The 16,979-nt window shown below is 44.3% G+C and carries 15 protein-coding genes; 6 read left to right on the top strand and 9 right to left on the bottom strand.

The annotated features are described in order from the left end of the window. Positions 1-52: 52 nt before the first annotated feature. The 3 genes from A2621_03080 to A2621_03070 are packed head-to-tail and all read right to left on the bottom strand — an operon-like array spanning position 53 to position 2,298. Positions 53-1,012 (bottom strand): 3-oxoacyl-ACP synthase, encoded by a 960-nt coding sequence (locus A2621_03080; protein OFW89851.1) that lies wholly within the window; start codon positions 1,010-1,012, stop codon positions 53-55. Between the two features lie 30 nt (positions 1,013-1,042). Then, a complete protein-coding gene (locus A2621_03075; GenBank protein ID OFW90128.1) occupies positions 1,043-2,035 on the bottom strand; it encodes a phosphate acyltransferase in 993 nt (330 codons plus the stop codon). A gap of 50 nt (positions 2,036-2,085) precedes the next feature. After that, entirely contained in the window at positions 2,086-2,298 is a 213-nt protein-coding gene (locus tag A2621_03070; protein OFW89850.1) for a 50S ribosomal protein L32, read from the bottom strand. Between the two features lie 181 nt (positions 2,299-2,479). On the opposite strand from A2621_03070, the gene A2621_03065 reads away from it, so the two are divergent. Then, positions 2,480-4,243, top strand: coding sequence for a hypothetical protein (locus A2621_03065; GenBank protein ID OFW89849.1), 1,764 nt, complete (start codon positions 2,480-2,482; stop codon positions 4,241-4,243). Here A2621_03065 and A2621_03060 read toward each other — a convergent pair. Next, positions 4,233-5,072: an ATPase gene (locus A2621_03060; GenBank protein ID OFW89848.1), complete on the bottom strand. Its 840-nt coding sequence runs from the start codon at positions 5,070-5,072 to the stop codon at positions 4,233-4,235. The genes A2621_03065 and A2621_03060 overlap by 11 nt on opposite strands. A gap of 42 nt (positions 5,073-5,114) precedes the next feature. Next, positions 5,115-6,383 carry a hypothetical protein gene (locus A2621_03055; protein OFW89847.1) on the bottom strand — a complete coding sequence of 423 codons (1,269 nt, stop codon included), beginning with the start codon at positions 6,381-6,383 and terminating at the stop codon, positions 5,115-5,117. Positions 6,384-6,401: 18 nt separating this feature from the next. Between A2621_03055 and A2621_03050 the strand changes: the two genes are divergently transcribed. Both A2621_03050 and A2621_03045 read left to right on the top strand, forming a co-directional pair. Continuing rightward, a complete protein-coding gene (locus A2621_03050) occupies positions 6,402-7,124 on the top strand; it encodes a hypothetical protein (protein ID OFW89846.1) in 723 nt (240 codons plus the stop codon). Positions 7,125-7,231: 107 nt separating this feature from the next. Continuing rightward, positions 7,232-10,651 (top strand): transcription-repair coupling factor, encoded by a 3,420-nt coding sequence (locus A2621_03045; GenBank protein OFW89845.1) that lies wholly within the window; start codon positions 7,232-7,234, stop codon positions 10,649-10,651. On the opposite strand, the gene A2621_03040 is transcribed toward A2621_03045, so the two are convergent. Together A2621_03040 and A2621_03035 are read right to left on the bottom strand one after the other, a co-directional pair. Further along, on the bottom strand, positions 10,648-11,457 hold the full coding sequence (locus tag A2621_03040) for a hypothetical protein (GenBank protein ID OFW89844.1): 810 nt from the start codon (positions 11,455-11,457) through the stop codon (positions 10,648-10,650). The two genes, A2621_03045 and A2621_03040, sit on opposite strands and share 4 nt — an antisense overlap. A gap of 54 nt (positions 11,458-11,511) precedes the next feature. Continuing rightward, positions 11,512-12,750, bottom strand: a complete 1,239-nt coding sequence (locus A2621_03035) for a hypothetical protein (GenBank protein OFW89843.1) — start codon at positions 12,748-12,750, stop codon at positions 11,512-11,514. Between the two features lie 311 nt (positions 12,751-13,061). On the opposite strand from A2621_03035, the gene A2621_03030 reads away from it, so the two are divergent. Next, a complete protein-coding gene (locus A2621_03030) occupies positions 13,062-14,177 on the top strand; it encodes a hypothetical protein (GenBank protein OFW89842.1) in 1,116 nt (371 codons plus the stop codon). On the opposite strand, the gene A2621_03025 is transcribed toward A2621_03030, so the two are convergent. Then, positions 14,163-14,966 (bottom strand): prolipoprotein diacylglyceryl transferase, encoded by an 804-nt coding sequence (locus A2621_03025; GenBank protein ID OFW89841.1) that lies wholly within the window; start codon positions 14,964-14,966, stop codon positions 14,163-14,165. The two genes, A2621_03030 and A2621_03025, sit on opposite strands and share 15 nt — an antisense overlap. A gap of 57 nt (positions 14,967-15,023) precedes the next feature. Here A2621_03025 and A2621_03020 point away from each other — a divergent pair, with 57 nt between their 5' ends. Together A2621_03020 and A2621_03015 are read left to right on the top strand one after the other, a co-directional pair. After that, positions 15,024-15,578: a hypothetical protein gene (locus A2621_03020; protein ID OFW89840.1), complete on the top strand. Its 555-nt coding sequence runs from the start codon at positions 15,024-15,026 to the stop codon at positions 15,576-15,578. Then, positions 15,571-16,506: a hypothetical protein gene (locus A2621_03015; protein OFW89839.1), complete on the top strand. Its 936-nt coding sequence runs from the start codon at positions 15,571-15,573 to the stop codon at positions 16,504-16,506. Before A2621_03020 ends, A2621_03015 begins: the two co-directional genes overlap by 8 nt. On the opposite strand, the gene A2621_03010 is transcribed toward A2621_03015, so the two are convergent. Beyond that, the gene (locus A2621_03010; GenBank protein ID OFW89838.1) at positions 16,498-16,920 is read right to left on the bottom strand and encodes a hypothetical protein; all 423 of its coding nucleotides are present in this window, start codon (positions 16,918-16,920) and stop codon (positions 16,498-16,500) included. The genes A2621_03015 and A2621_03010 overlap by 9 nt on opposite strands. Between the last annotated feature and the right edge of the window lie 59 nt (positions 16,921-16,979).

The following is a 16,979-nucleotide window of genomic DNA, read 5'->3' as shown; positions in this document are numbered from 1 at the left end:
CCCAACATAAAAGAAAAACGGTCGCGAATCTAGCGTTCATTTCTAAAAAAACCTACCACCGAATAAGAGCAGAACCCCAGCTGAGCCCCGCCCCCAACGCATCGGTCAGAACCAGATCGCCCTCTTTAATTTTCCCCTGCCGCACGCCCCAGTCGAGCGCTAAGGGAATGGAGGCAGCTGACGTGTTTGCGTGATCTCTCACCGTTTTGATGATCTTATTCTCGGGGAAATTCAAGCGCTCTGCCACCGCATCGATAATGCGTTCGTTGGCTTGGTGGGGCACAAACCAATCCACATCCGAGCTGGATAAATGATTAGATTCCAAGGCCTCTGACATAGCATGAACTAATTTAAGGACAGCATGTTTGAACACTTCTCGCCCCACCATGCGCACCTTCCCCACCTGATCAGAGGTGGCCGCACCCCCATCGGTATACAAAATGTCGCACAGGCTTCCATCCGAATGCAAATGAGTACTGAGAATGCCGCGCGTCGGGTCATCCGTATGTTCCACCACCACGGCCCCTGCCCCATCACCGAACAAGATGGCGGTGCCCCGGTCGGACCAATCTAGAATGCGACTCATTTTTTCAGCCCCAATCACCAACCCTCGGCGACATTGGCCCGTGCGGATAAAATTGTCAGCCAGGGACAGTGCATAAATAAATCCACTACACACTGCCTGTATATCAAAGGCAAAAGCGTTCTTCGCCCCCAGACTAGATTGGATACGCACAGCCGTGGCTGGAAAGGTTAAGTCAGGGGTTGTGGTGGCACAAATAATGAAATCAATGTCTTCTGCCTGAATGTTGGCAGCGATCATGGCCTTTTGGGAGGCTTTGATGCCCATATGAGACGTGAATTCATCCTCCGCTGCCACGTGGCGTTGATGGATACCTGTCCGCTGAGCAATCCAATCATGAGAGGTCTCCATGATCTTTTCCAAGTCATAGTTGGTCACAATTTTCTGCGGGAGATAAGATCCTGTTCCTATAATACGCGTACGGTCCATAGCCTTCTTTTCTTGGCCGAAGAAAGAGAGTTACTTAAGCTCTTTCTTGAGCTGTTCTAAATTTTTCTCTATTTTCTTATCGAAGTTGTGCGACGAGAGTTGAGCCGCTGTGTGAATGGCATTCGCAAAAGCGATGGCGTCCGCACCACCGTGACTTTTTATGGCAACACCCTTAAGACCAATGAGCATGGCCCCGTTATATTTTTTGGGATTAATTTTTGTGGCCATTTTCTTGAGGGCATAAATGGAAAGCAGGTACCCAATCTTGGCAAGAAGGGAGGATTTAAAGACATCTTTTAAGACAGTCATCACAAAGTGGGTCACCCCTTCAATTGATTTCAGGGCAATGTTCCCCGTAAAGCCATCGGTAACCACCACATCCACGGTGCCCTTCATAATGTCATTACCCTCTACGAACCCGTAGAAATTAACCGTGCGCCGTGCTTTCTTCAATTTTTGGGCAGTATTTTGGATAAAATCGTGGCCTTTTTGCTCTTCTTCACCCACATTTAAAAGACCGATGGAAGGGTTTTTGACCCCGTACATTTCTTGGGCATAGACCTTACCCATGATAGCAAATTGTGTTAGGTGATTCTCATCACAGACAATGTTGGCCCCTAAATCAAGCATAACGCAAGGCTTAGTGGTGGTGGGGAATGAGCCAATAATGGCAGGGCGATCAATGCCGTCAATCATTTTTAGAAAAATTTTGGCCATAGCCATGTAGGCACCGGTGTTGCCCGCAGAAACCACTCCTTGAGCCACCCCTTTTGCTGCCGCATCAATGGCAAGTCGCATGCTCGAGTTACGACCTTGGCGCAAAGCGATGGAAGGTTTTTCGTCATTTTTAATAAATTCCGATGTATGGAAAAGCTGGGCAGCTTTCTCAAGGGAGGGATGCCTCTTCATCAGAGGAAGAATTTTTCTTTCATCTCCATACATCAAAAAACGCAGGTTTTGATTTTCTTTTAACGCAAGCGCAGCACCCTCAATCACCATATGGGGCGCTTTGTCTCCTCCCATCACATCTAACGACAGAAGGATATGTTTGGACGACTTTGACACGTCTCGCCTTACTGTTTGGTTGTTTCTTCTGTGTCTTCTGCAGCAGGACGCTGTTCTATCACTTCTTTACTTCCATAATGGCCACAAGCCGTACAAAGATGATGGGGACGAATAATTTCACCACAATTCTGACATTCTGCGTGAGAAACAACTTTTAGAAAATCATGAGCTCTGCGCTGATCACGACGAGATGTTGATGTCTTCTTCTTGGGAACTGCCATTTGTTTTTCCTTAACTAAAACTTATAAATATCCTGGATACACTACTTTTTCTGGAAAAGCAAGGGATTAGCTGTTCTAAAACGAGGGATTTTCTTGATTCTCTCTCCACAAAAAATTATTCAAAAAATACAAACCAATGTGGTATTATCATCTCTAGGGGGACATAAAAATAGTAACTTCTATACCTAAAACGCTACGAACCTTTTTAACCCACTTTCTAAGGCCTTATCGACCAGCTGTCTTTACGATTTTGTTTTTAGGGTTATTTTGGGCCATTGAAACCTCTCTGACGCCTTATTTAATGAAGGAAATTATTGATCGAGCCACAGAAGTATCCCATGGATCCTTTGCCAGCGTTTTACATGTTTTATGGCCTTTTGCGTTGGCCTATATCAGCATGACTGCCCTCAACAGTGCTAGCTTCCGCCTCAGAGAATGGCTCCTTCTTAAAACCATCCCCTCCCTTCGCAAGGACATTTGGAGTTTCCTTTATGATTATGTGATGGCCCATTCTTATCATTTTTTCCAAAGAAATTTCTCAGGCTCTGTGGCCAATAAAATTTCAGATATCAGTCGCAGTGTTGATGAGTTTCTCACCAATATTGCCGAGACTTTTCTCACAAAAATCATGTCTATTTTGATTGCTTGTGTCTCTATGTACTTAATCAATCCTTTTTTCGCCCTTATTCTGATTGTCTGGAGCACTGTTTTCCTACTCGCATCTCTTTGGGGGGCCAAAAAAGCAAACAGACTTGCCAAAAAATATTCTGAGAACTTAAGCTTAATGATTGGCAAGACAGTGGATGGCATCGCCAACAATATGAATGTTCGTTTGTTTTCTCGTCAGGTAGAAGAAATGAGGAATATCCAGCGCTATCTCTCCGTCAATGCGGTCAAAGACAGAAACTTACAGCGCTATCTTATTAAGCTGCGCACTTTTCAAGATTCCACCTTGGTTATCTTTTTAGCCGTTATGCTCATGCTGTTGATTTATCTTTACAGCCAACAGAAAGTTTCCATCGGAGATTTTGCCTTTATTTTAACATTGTCCATTTCCATGATTAATGGGGTCTGGCTCCTCGCCAGTGAGCTTGTAAAATTGCCTGAAATTTTGGGCAGATTTTCACAGGGACTTGCCACCCTCTCCATTACGCATGAAATTCAAGACATTGAAAATGCAGAAACAATACGTGTAAAAAAAGGGAAAATAGAATTTAAGGATGTGGATTTTTGCTATGGGGCTGGCCAACAAGTTTTCAAGGGGCTTAATCTCACCATTAAAGCGGGTGAGAAAGTTGGATTGGTTGGACCCTCTGGCAGCGGAAAGACCACGCTGGTGAATTTAGTTCTCAGATACTACGATATTCAGGGGGGGACAATCCTGATTGATGGTCAGGATATTTCTAAAGTTACCCAATCTTCCTTACGGCATAGCGTGTCGGTTATTCCCCAGGATGTCTCTCTCTTCCATCGGAGTATTATGGACAATATACGATATGGAAAACCTAAAGCGACGGATAAAGAAATTTTTCAGGCGGCAAAAAAAGCAAATGCCCACGACTTCATTCGCAGGCTAGAAAAGGGATACAAGACCATTGCGGAAGAGCGTGGCAGCAATTTATCCGGCGGGCAGCGTCAGCGCGTTGCCATTGCGCGGGCTATTTTGAAAAATGCTCCCATTCTTATCTTGGATGAGGCCACCTCTGCTTTGGATCCCGTCACAGAAAAAGAAATCCAAGCTGTCTTGGATAAAATCATGGGTCGGAAAACCTGCGTAGTGATTGCACATAGACTTTCTACGCTCATTGATATGGATCGTATCTTGGTCTTTAAAGATGGCAGCGTTGTGGAAGAAGGCACCCATAAGGCTCTGCTGCGTAAAAAAGGACATTATGCCTATCTGTGGGCTATTCAAATGGGTAAAATACCCGTCCTTAAAAACTAACTTTTATCTTTTCCGTCAACGCTGGAAGGCTGATAGCCTCGATCAAGTTTCGAAGTTCTTGCTTGGCGGCAATGTGGGAAAACTGCAAGGGAACCCCAAGAGTTTTTAGATCTAGCAAGGTCAATCCCGACAAAAACATTTCGCGGAAAATGACACGTTCACTAAACCCAGGCACACACCGGAACGCCAATCGTTTCGACAGGGTGGAGAGAACTTCTTCCATCTTTTGTTTATTAGCTGAATGAATGTTGGAAAGACGGTTTCGCAAGACAATCCAGTCAATGCTTCTACGTTCTCTCATGGCTTTTTGTTTCTTCTGCTCCCAAATACGGTTGGCATAAATACTCGGTTTGTCGAGCTCTAAGCTGTCCGGCTTTAAGTGTACCATTACATCTAAGTCTACAAAGCTGTCGTTGAGGGGGGTAATAATGGTGTCCGCATAGGAATGCGCCAAATGAGAGAGGTATAAATCACTGCCAGGCGTATCGATGACGATAAAATCTGAATCTTTTAATTTCTCCAACAAGCTAGCAAAAGTCTTGTCGTCTTCTTTATGGGCTTTTTCTGTAGAATCTTCCTCGCTTTTTAATAGGGGATGATGGTCTGGCATGGGCAATTTAGCCTTATGAGTCTTTGTGTAATGAAGTCGATTTTCCACATAACGAGTGAGTGTCCCCTGACGGGCGTCCACATCGATGCTGGAAACTTTGAACCCTAAATCTAAAAGAGCCATGGTCACATGCATGGCGGTAGTAGATTTTCCGCTGCCTCCTTTTTCGTTACCAAGAACGATAATATAAGGTTTTTTAGGGGTAGAGGTGGCATTCATAATAGTCTCCTAGATCTTTTAATAAAAATGATAAACGTTTTTCTAAAGAATTTCTTCTAATATTCTGTCAGCATTAGTAATACCCTGTTCATATTGTATTTTAAGACACCTATTTAATAAGTCATTAAATTCTTTACCTGGGCGCAGACCCTTTTTTATTAAGTGGTCTCCCGTGATCACAGGCTCTAGGTTTTTAGGGTTTGATGCCCCCGTTGCAAAAACTTGTTCACATAGGTCTGTCACCCACAGCGCTTTTGGGTTCATGGTTTTGAGAAATAAGAGAAGATCTCTCCAACTGAGGCCCGTTTTATGAAGCTCTCTGCCGATCCAGAATAAATCTGCCTTATTTGCCACCCGTTGAGCTTCCAAGATGAGATGTCCTTTCTCCAGTATGAGAGAAACAGAGCCTTTCAACTTTTCCTTCATAACACAACTCTTCAAATAACTTCGGGTATCCGCCGGATCTAAGGCAGAGCACATGACGCTCAACATAAACACCAACGCGGTATCCTCTTCTGTGGGTCGAACAGTAACCGCTTGATCCAGAGCCAACAAGGTATGACTCCACCTGGATTCTGATAAATGAGCGAGCCAAGGACAGAATTGTTCTAAGAGCTTGGCTTCTTTTAAAAAGAGGAACCCTTTGGAGGGCTGTTTCCCCAACAGAAGAAGTTTTCGAATTTCTTCAAAAATGCGTTCATGGGGCAACTCTGTAATATCCAGAGTTTGGCATAAGAAAAGGAGGCTTTTATGGGGATCCATAAAAAAGCGACTGGCAAACTGGGCAACGCGCAAGCCTCTCAAGGGATCTTCTACAAAAGTTTTGGAATCAACGGCCCGTAAAATGCGCTTATTAAGGTCTCTGACTCCTTCATAGGGATCGAGAATTTCATTCTTAACGGGATCAAACCCGATGGCATTGATGGTGAGGTCGCGTCTTTTGGCGGCTTGTCGAAAAGGAATGGAATAATCAACCTTCACTGAAAACCCTTTGTGCCCCGGCCCGGTTTTAGTATCAAGGCGAGGCAAAGAAATATCAATAGGATAATTCTTCAGCTTTAAGACTCCAAACTTCTTCCCCACTTCTGAAACAATATCCACCAATTCTAGGGCTTGTTTCAATTTCGATAATGGGATGCCATAGACTTCTGCATCCGCATCTTTCGGAGATTCATTTAAAAGGACGTCTCTCACACACCCGCCCACAAAAATAAAACGCCCGCCCGCCAATGTAATAGTATTGATGACGCGCTCAAAAGGCTTGACGAACAGTTTAAAGTTTTCCAAAGAATACCTATGTGTTACTTTCATTTAGTATAGGTTGTTTTTATGAAAATTACAGATCATTTTTCGCCCAATTTTGAAGAGCGCACACATCCTGTTGATACACTTGTGCTTCATTATACCGATATGAAAAGCGCTGAGGAGGCCATTAATCGATTACGTGATCCAACGGCTAAGGTGAGCGCCCATTACCTGATCTCAAAAACAGGAGAGATCGTGCGTCTCGTACCCGAAGAGAAGGTGGCCTATCATGCGGGGGTCAGCTATTGGCGAGGAAAATCCTCTTTAAACTACAATTCCATTGGTATTGAGTTAGATAATCGAGGCCATCTTTATGGGCCGGAATCCTTTCCGGACACCCAGATCGAAAGTCTACTCAGTTTGATAGAAGTCATTCGGATACGTCACGACATTCCAGATTATAATATCGTTGGGCACTCAGACATTGCCCCCGCCCGAAAAAAGGATCCGGGCGAGCTTTTTCCTTGGCAGAAGATAGCAGAAGAAGGGCACGGCATATGGTCTCCCCTTCTTTGTAAACTACCTATTCAGAATGAAACGATGTTTTCCCCCTCTGCTCGAGACTATCTCATGGCACAAGAGGCCTTGACCCACATTGGATATCAGCTGGAACTCACCGGCCATGAGAACGAGGAAACAGAGTACACCTTAACGGCCTTTCAGCGCCACTTTTTACCCTTGAATATAACGGGTCTGTTGGACGCTGAAACCCTGCAATCTCTTCAGATTATAAAAGAGCTTTATTAAACGTTCGTTCTAACCGCTTTGTCTTGTGTTCTTGATTAAAACTTACTAGAGTCTTATATAGACCCCGCTGGTGCATTCACGCTCCGCGGGCTTTGCGTGTTTTGTTGATGAATTTAAACGACTCAAAAAAGAAAACCACGGTGGCGGGGGTACCCCCCAGTGCCCAAGCGTATTTTATTGCCCAATTGCTTAAAAAATCAGGACCTCTAGAGCGCTCTGTCGTGTGTCTCTTGGAATCAGAGGAAGATGCGTATCTCTTTGCCGCTACCTTAAAAATTTTTGTCCCCACGCTCTCCCCTTTTGTCTTTCCCGAATGGGATTGTCTGCCCTACGATAAAACGTCCCCTTCCTCTAAGGTCATGGGACAACGGCTGTGTGTACTCTCCTCTTTGTTGATGAATACCCATCACCTTATCCTCACCACGGCCAAAGCCATCTCTCAATTTTTACCACCTAAGGCATGCCTGTCCCATAGATTTTTCAACGCCCTCAGCACAGAGAAAGCTATTCGACAGCCTTTGTTACATTATCTGTCCCAAAATGGATACCATCACCTTGATACGGTGCGTCAAGTGGGAGACTATGCTGTTCGTGGGGGGTTAATTGATCTTTATCCCGCCAATGAACCTAATCCTCTTCGATTGGATTTTTTTGATGACGATATTGATTCTCTTAAAAGCTTTTCAGTTGAGACACAACTTTCTTTGGAGTCCAGAGATTCCTTTCAGCTTTCTCCCATTTCCGAGGTGATCTTAACGGAGAAGACGATCGAACAGTTTCGCCAGTCTTACCGAGAGCTTTTTGGCACACGCCTCCAAGAGAATCCTCTCTATCAATCCATCACCAAGGGTATCCCCTTTCAGGGAATGGAACACTGGCTGCCTTTGTTTTATGAAAAGCCCCAGACATTTTTTGATTACCTAGATCGCCCGCTTTTTATCTTCAATGCACGGGCGTGGGATGGGTTGGATGGGTTCACTGAAAAGGTAAACTCCTATTACGCCTTTCGCCAAGAAAGCTTGAAGCTGAATCAAGATCTTTATAATCCGCTCGAGCCCTCCACTTTTTATCTGTCCGAACACACCCTAAAAAAGGGAATATCCTCTTTTGATCAGATTGAACTAACAGCGTTTAGTCCCAAGGGTGCTGAAGACTTTGGAGCCCGTGTTTTCCCCTTTCTGCGCCTCAAGCACGAAAATCGCCGCGAGGTATACAATCTGCTGAAAAAACATGTGGCAGAAGCCTCTAAAAAAGTGGTATTTGCAGCGGTAACACCAGGCAGCCTAGAGGTCATGAAAACAGCGCTGCAAAGCCTCAAAATTCCCCTGACCGTCAGAGCCTGGAGCGAAATTGAGCAGCAGAAAGACCTCTCCCCTTCTTTGTTGGTTCTGCCCTTGTCGCGTGGATTCGAGACGTCCACCTTCCAAGTCATCACCGAAGAAGATATATACGGGGTACGCCTTTCTAAGAAGCCTCAGAACACAGAAAAATTAAAAAAGAAGAATTTGCTTGAGATTGCCCAATTCCAAGAGGGTGACTTCCTGGTGCATGAAGAATATGGTATCGGGGCCTATGGTGGCCTTGTGACGCTCTCCATCCAAAAAGCCCAGCATGACTGTGTCTGCCTTATGTACGCTGATGGGGATAAGCTTTATGTACCGGTAGAAAATCTGAATGTCCTTTCTTTTTATGCGAATAAGTTTTCTGCCACCAGCATGGACAGATTGGGGAGCACTGCCTGGCAAGTCCGCAAAGCCCGAACTCAAGAGAAAATCAAAGAGATGGCGGAGAAATTGGCTAAAATTGCGGCCCAGAGGTATATCATCGAGGCTCAATCTTATTTCCCTCCCGATACCTTCGAGGAGTTTTCTAACCTCTTTCCGTACCCTGAGACAGACGATCAACTCCGCACCATCCAAGAAGTGTTGGAAGACCTTTCCAAAAACACCCCCATGGATCGTTTGGTTTGTGGAGATGTGGGGTTTGGGAAAACAGAAATCGCGCTGCGGGCTGCTTTTGTGGTGGGGTCTCGAAAGGCGCAAGTTGCTATCTTGGCCCCTACCACTATTCTCGCCCGGCAGCACTTTGAAACGTTCCAACATCGTTTTCGGGGATCCTCTTTAAAGATAGCCCTTATTTCCCGGTTTCAATCTCCTGCTGAAACCAAGAAAATACGAGACGCTCTGGCAGAAGGTGACATCGACATTATCATTGGTACCCACAGTTTACTATCCTCCTCCACCCACTTTAAAAATCTGGGACTTCTTATTATTGATGAAGAACAACATTTTGGTGTCACCCAAAAAGAAAAGATCAAATCTCTCTACCCAGAGGCTCATATCTTGGCGCTCAGTGCCACTCCCATTCCTCGGACTTTGCAGATGGCAATGAGTGGCATTCGAGACTTGAGTCTCATTACCACTCCTCCCATCGAACGATTACCCGTACATACATGGGTGATGGCCTATGACGATCTCATCATTAAAGAAGCTCTCATCCGCGAACAACAAAGAGGTGGGCAAAGCTTTTTTGTATGTCCCCGCATTTCTGACATCGGGCCCGCCCTGCGGAACTTAAGTAAACTTTTGCCCAACTTCAAACTGGCGGTTGCCCACGGGGGATTGGCTCCCAAGGATCTGGAGCAGGTCATGATCGATTTTTGTGATCGTCGATACGATGTGCTGATTGCCACCAACATCATCGAGTCCGGTCTTGATATCCCCTCGGCCAATACTTTGATTGTATATCGGTCAGATCTCTTTGGTCTTGCCCAAACCTACCAATTGCGCGGTCGAGTGGGTCGCTCTAAAAAACAAGGATACGCTTATTTTACCTTTACCCAAGATAAGCAGCTCACCCAAACGGCCGAACGCAGACTTGAAGTGCTACAATCTTTGCGCTCTCTCGGCGCCAGCTTCCAAGTGGCCTCGTATGATATGGATATTCGGGGTTCTGGAAATATTTTGGGGGAAGAACAATCGGGGCAAATTGAGAACGTGGGCGTGGGGCTGTATCACCACATGTTGGAAGACGCGCTGGCTGAACTGAAATCAAGCACTGACAAATCTGCCCCTCTCGAAACCCATTGGGCACCCCAAATCAACCTAGGAGTGGAAGTCCTCATCCCCCCTTCCTACATACCAGATGACGGTCTGAGATTAAGTCTTTATCAACGTATCTCTGGCCTGGCTACGAAAGAAGAAACGGAAAGTTTTCAAGCAGAAATGATTGATCGGTTTGGCCCCCTGCCCCGAGAAACAGAAAACTTAATTCACATTGTGTCGCTTAGAAACCTTTGCAAAGATCTGAACATCCATAAGCTGGAATCCGGTCCCCATGGCGTGCTGATCACCTTTTATAAAAACACCTTCGCTGACCCCGAGAAAATCGTGCGCTTTATTCAAAAATCTTGCGGTACCATCAAGGTACGCCCAGATCAGAAATTGGTAATTCTGAAGGTATGGAAGAGCGCCACCCACCTGATCAAAGGCATCAGCGGTCTTTTGACGGAGTTGAGAGAGAGTTAAAGCACAAAAGAAAACAGGTTAAATTCTTTGATTAAAAACAAGAAAATTTCGGTGGAGATCAACACAATAATGATCCACTCTAACAACGAGGAGTGCTGATGGTTCAGGTGCTCTTCTAACATGGAGAACAAATCCCGAATCATATCCAGGCGTTTATTTAAAACGTCTACTCGTTGAGGCACATCCAAATGTTTAGTGATGAGTTTGTAAAGGTTTTCATGGGCAGGATATTCCCAAAAAAAGTCAGGGGTATCCAACATTTCGGTGTGAAGGTTAATGGAGTTTCTCACTAAAAAAAGTCTCCCTATTTTCTTGGCAATTTCTCGCCGTGACAAAGAGATCTTGCCTTTGGTGGCGAGCTCTGAAGGAATGTTTTTGGTTTCTTCTCCTGTTTCTTCCAAGAGTTGTTCGAAATAGGAGAGTTTAACGGATTGAGAGAGGGCAAAAGAAAGGGTCAGTTTATCGAGAATTGTATTCCCCCCCAACACAACTCTATCATTTTCCACCACTGTTTTAGAACCAGGTTTTTTGAGAGTGACCTCAAATTCTTCGGGAGCTATTTTTTTTAGAGGGTTGGCAGAAAGCGGGGAAAGAGCTTCAAGGATTTTCTCTTCTGTGAGAGGTTTGTAATTCCAGAAAACAAGACACCCGTAATCAAAAAAGAAAAGATCACTGCCACCCTGGTAGTTGGCAACATGAAGAACTTCTTTGTTGTAAAGCTTAAGCTTTACATCTTGATCGGTAAAAAACTGGGAAAGGGTTTTAAGGTTATAGTTTTCCCCGGTACAGTAGGCAACACATCTCATGTTAAATCACTTTAATTTATTCTTGATAGTGTACCAAAAATCGGACAAGAAGTCTTAAGTTTTTTTAACCCCTGTCAATAAAAACCCGACTCCCCCCACAAACAGTCCAACAACAATCACAGAAATAGCGACCTGATATGCATAAGCTGAATAAAGGGGAACTCCATTTTCAGACACCCCGTCCCAACAATAATCTAAAACACGGCCCACCAAAGGAAGGTACACAAACCCACTCAACATATTAATGGTATTCACAACGCCAAAGGTGACTCCACTGAAGTGGATGGGTGTATTAAGAACAACCAAGCTAAAGACAAGAATCTGATAAGAACAAAGCGCCCCTAGCAAGAAATTTAACCCTACCACAATTTCATAAGAAGGTTTTAACAGCATTTCAATACTTAGAATAAACGCCATTCCAAACGCGAGAATCGCGATCATGTTTTTGCGATGATGATGAAATTTGTTAGAAAGAGCCGCAATCAGGGGGCCTCCACACGCCATTCCAAAATAGATAATAGTAGAGGCTTCCGTCGCTTGATGTTTGTTCCATTCAAAAACTTTCATCATGTACGAGATGCCCCACACATCCCCAAGCACATAGAGAGGTCCGGTCAGGAAAGCACCCCACAATCCAATCCATAAAATTTTCTGGTCTACGAGATTTTTCAGCAGCTTGGAAATAAAGGCAGAATCAAGGGATCCCATTTCTGTTTTTTCGTATTTCGGGTTGTTTTTGACGCTCAGCAGAATAAATACAAATATTAGAATGCCACCTAGCCCCAGATACAAAACAGCTTTTTGCCAACCAACCAACTCCATTAAATAACTTATTAAGTTCCCGGCTTGATGGGCTGACAGCAACCCCACAGTAATGGTCATAGAAACGAAAAGAGAGAAATACTTTTCAGGCGCCCAAGACCGCACCACTTTAGTGCTCGAAATAAATGCCCCAGAAGACCCAACGCCGATTAAAAACCGAGCAAGCAGCGCGAATGGCCAATAGCTAGAGAGGGAAAATAAAACTGCCCCTCCAATACAGAGCAAAACACAAAGAGCAGAAATTTGTTTGGGTCCATAGCGATCAAGCAATATACCAATGGGAATTTGAACGAGCGAATATCCCAGGTAGTACAGAGATGTCAGAATCCCAAAATTGGTGGCATTCACATGAAAATAGGACAAAATTTCATGCATCATGACATTGGGAGAAACTCGCAAAATAAATTGATAGGCAAAAAATAAGCAGAGAGGGAGCCAAAGTAAAAAGACGCGAAACTTACTAAGTATCATGGATTATGCCTTCAAATTAATCTTAAGTATTAGTACTTTACTGGGGGGACATTATTGTTTAACAATATGTGTTGTCAATGTTATTTTGAGATATTTGTATAGGTTCAGTACAGATAGACTTCAAGTTGCTACCCTTGAGGATGGGGTTAATATCTATACACAGGAGTAAAAAATCGGGCTATAATAACTCAAGGTTTAGTTTCTAATAGAGGAGGGTTTTAATAGTGCGTAAAATGATTATAGGGTGTCTTGTCGTTCTTTTTTGTTGTTTGAGGTCTGAGGCTATGACTCAGAGGATACCCTCTCAAGATATGGATTTGATGGCAGCTCAGCTTTATTCGCAGGGACTGTCCCCAACAGAAGTCAATCAAATTCTAAAGGACATGGGATATCCAGTTAGAACGCGCTCTCCGTCTCCTGTAAGAGGTGCAGCAGCTGCGAGACCCAGAACTCCTTCTCCTCAACCCCATCAAGATATGGATGCGATGGCAGCTCAGCTTTATTCGCAGGGACTGTCCTCAAAAGAAGTCAATCAAATTCTAAAGGATATGGGATATCCTGTTAGAGAGCGCTCCCCTTCTCCCAGAGGTGCAGCAGCTGCGAGACCCAGAACTCCTTCTCCTGTCAGGGCAGAAAGAACATTGACCCAGGCAAAAGCAGATTGGCTTCAAAGGACCCCCTTAATAGGAGCAGGCTCCCCTACCATTGCAGGGTTTGGAGACAACGTAGACCCCCTTCATATTTTTAACCCTCTCTACAATCAATCTTATCCTAATGTACCTGTCATTCATCAATACAATCCACAAGTTTCTACTCATGGAGGAAATTTTCCTTTAGTGGTCAGGATTCCTGGTACGTTAAGAGCTGCGTTACCTCCCAGAATAAAAGAAGTCTTTCATACGGACTCTGCTCCCAATCTAGAAATTTATTGGGTTATTTATAATCAAACAGGGTTGAAGGGAACTGGGGGAGGAGATGCTGATAATATTATTTTCCGTCCTCAGTACTGGGTGCAACCCAGTGGAAATAATATTGGATTTAGTATACCTGCTCAACTTTTAGATCACACTGGCGCGCATTATAATCTGCCTTCTGTGGGGTACTCTATTCATGATGGAGATCCAGGTAATCCTGCAATCACGATCCGTAGAATTTGTTCCCCTAATGCGCCTCTTATTCCTTTCCATGCTGCATTACAAGAAGACAATAGCAAGCCTTTTTGGTCATTTGTACAGCATGAAGGAAGATCAGCTGTGACGTATACTTGGGTTTTATATGGGGATGATACAACATACCTTAATCAAGTAAAACAGGATTCAGCTACTCTTTTACACCTTTTAGGAAATCTTCAGAGATATAAAGAAAGATTTTCTCAGCCTACTCAAAAAATGATAGAGGAAATCAACGAAATTCTAGGAAGAAGATAGCCGATCTTTAGCCCAAACAAGGTACATTCCCCCTAGGATCATGGGCAAACTTAAAAACTGACCTGTGGTAATGGGGACGGTGAGCACATGAAAAACCCTATCTGGTTCTCGAAAAAACTCAATAAAGACACGGCTTACCCCATACCCCATCAAAAAAATTCCCGAAACCAAACCAGGCTTCTTAAAAGCGTTGAACCGAAAAACAGCTGTCTGAAGACAGATAAATAACACAAATCCTTCTAAAAAAGCCTCATAAAGCTGGCTTGGGTGGCGAGGCAGATAGCCTCCGGATGGAAAGATCACCGCCCAAGAGACCGGGGTCACACGACCATAAAGTTCATCATTAATAAAATTGGCGATTCTTCCAAAAAACAATCCAAGGGGAGCAACAGCGGTCACACAGTCCCCTAAATGAAAGAGGGAGATTTTGTACTTTCGAGAAAATAAGTAAAAGGCAGTGAGTAGACCAATCACGGCACCATGGAAGGACATCCCCCCCTCCCACACCCGAAAGACTTGCCACCCATCCTTTAAAAAAGAGAAGTCCGGATAAAAAAGAATCTCCCCCAAGCGCCCCCCCATCAGGATGGCAAGAATGGCCCATGTGAAAAACCGATCCAAATTATCTTTGGTTAGGTTTAATTCGGGGAATCGTTTGATTAAAAATCGGCAGTAAAAGAGTCCTCCCGCTAGGCCCAGAATATAGGCGAGATTATACCATCTCAACGCGAGGGGCCCATAAATTTGAAAAATGACAGGGTCAATTTGAGGGAAAGCGAAGGTGAGCATTGCATTCTTCTTTTTTAAAGTTCATACTGGGCCCAAATTAACATTCTCAGTCGCACTATGCAAAAACAAATTATCCAAGCTTTTTTAAATCTCCTTATGGAAAAAGGATGGAACGCTGTGACGCTAGAAGAAATATCGTCTATTCTTGGTGTTCCAATCAAAGACATCGTTCAAATCCTCCCCGGAAAAGAACAAGGATTTTCCCTGTTGGCTGCTCATGTGGAAACGCAAGTCTTTGCCAAGTTGTCCTCAGCCGATGTGGAACCCTATTCTGAAAAAGAACGCGCTTTAGAAGTGTTGCTGACAAAACTAGAAACCCTCACCCCTTTCAAACCTTTCTTAAAATATTTGCGGCAGAATTTTTTAACCCTGACAGAAATCAGCTTGCCCTTTGCCATGGCCGAGTTATCTTCCTTGGAACGGATTCTAGCGCATTACGGGTTTGCCAAAACAAGCCTATTGAGCGAATTGAAACGCAAAGGATTATTCGGCATCTATCTTTTGGCTCTAGATACGTGGCTTCAGGATGAAACCCATGATCTTGGCCCCACATCGGCCAAACTTGATGGCCTCTTGAACAGAGGAGAAATATTTTTGGAAAGGTATTCTTAAGGTGGCACAAACGGTGGATCTCAGCCCCTATAACCCCCTGTGGCCCTCGTTATTTGAGAAAGAAGCAGCCCGCCTTAAAGCAGCATTGGGGGAAAACTGTATGACTATTCACCATATCGGCAGTACGGCAGTGCCGGGACTTTCCGCCAAACCCATCATCGACATGTTGCCAGTGGTACGCGATATCTTGAAAATAAACACAGCAGCCATAGAAGCTTTGGGGCATAAAGGACGGGGAGAGCTGGGCATGCCCTTCCGCCGCTATTTTTCTAATGGAATCTATCATGTTCATATCTGGGAAAAAGAGGCGGATGAGATTCAGAAACATCTCCTCTTTCGTGATTATTTAAGGACACATCCAGACGCGCGGCGGGCTTACCAATCGTTAAAAGAAAAGTTAGCGGCAAAGTTTGGGGATCAACGACCCGCCTATACCCTCAAAAAAGATCCCTTTATTAAGGAGATTCTTCGGAAAGCTGGCTTTCAGGGATTTGAGTTTGTAGAGCCCATTTCAGAAGATTGGCAGCACTATCACCGCATTCGACAAGAACAGATTTTTGACCGTCATCCTCACGTGGTTTATGATCCAAACCACTGGACCCTAAGTCACCCAAACCACTTTCACTTTGTATTTAAAAAACTGGATGAGGTGATCGGCGTCGTCCACGTTGAGCTTCTCGATGACCAACGAGCGGCAGTGCGTTCTTTTGCCATTGATAAGCCGTATCAAAACCAAGGACATGGCTCCCATCTTTTAAAACTTGTGGAAAAATGGGTGAAGCATCAGGGAAAAAGTATGATTCAGTTACACTCAAACCCTTCTGCTCTTATGTTTTATGAACGAGCGAGCTACACCCCCCATCCCTTTCCAGAAGGAGAGCCAGGTCTGGATAAAAACGCCATAGATCTGATGAAGAACTTAAGATAAGAAGCACCCCCCTTGGTATGGGCTTTCTAAAAGAGTCTTTGTTTTTTCCATAAACTCCCTCATATACGGTTTGGTAAACTGCGATGTGTAGTCTTCTTTACCCGTCCAAATTCCAACGAGAACAAACTCCACACCGTCCCACTCACTCCTTTGACTAACCGTACATCCGAAGTTCGTCGGTTCTTTACGACTTGCCTCTACTACCGCCAACACAGCTAACTTAAGAGCCTCCTCTTGGCCGGGAACAGCTTTGAAAATAGTCATCACCTCATATCTGCTCTTTAAGGAAAGAGGAGCTTGAGACTCTATACTCTCTTTATCCTCTAGAAGAGCTGCAGGGGCAGAAATAAAGAAAATAAAAGATAAAGCAAAGCTGAGAATAATTTTCTGTTTTAATGTCGTGCCCACGATCATGTCATTCCTCTTGTAAGGGGTTGTGCGTCTCTCAATACAACAACTCCCAAGAAAAATTC

It is taken from the genome of Alphaproteobacteria bacterium RIFCSPHIGHO2_01_FULL_41_14, assembly GCA_001767855.1.
In the GTDB taxonomy this organism is placed as follows: domain Bacteria; phylum Pseudomonadota; class Alphaproteobacteria; order UBA7879; family UBA5542; genus 2-01-FULL-41-14.
This window is presented reverse-complemented; position numbering and strand designations above follow the sequence as displayed.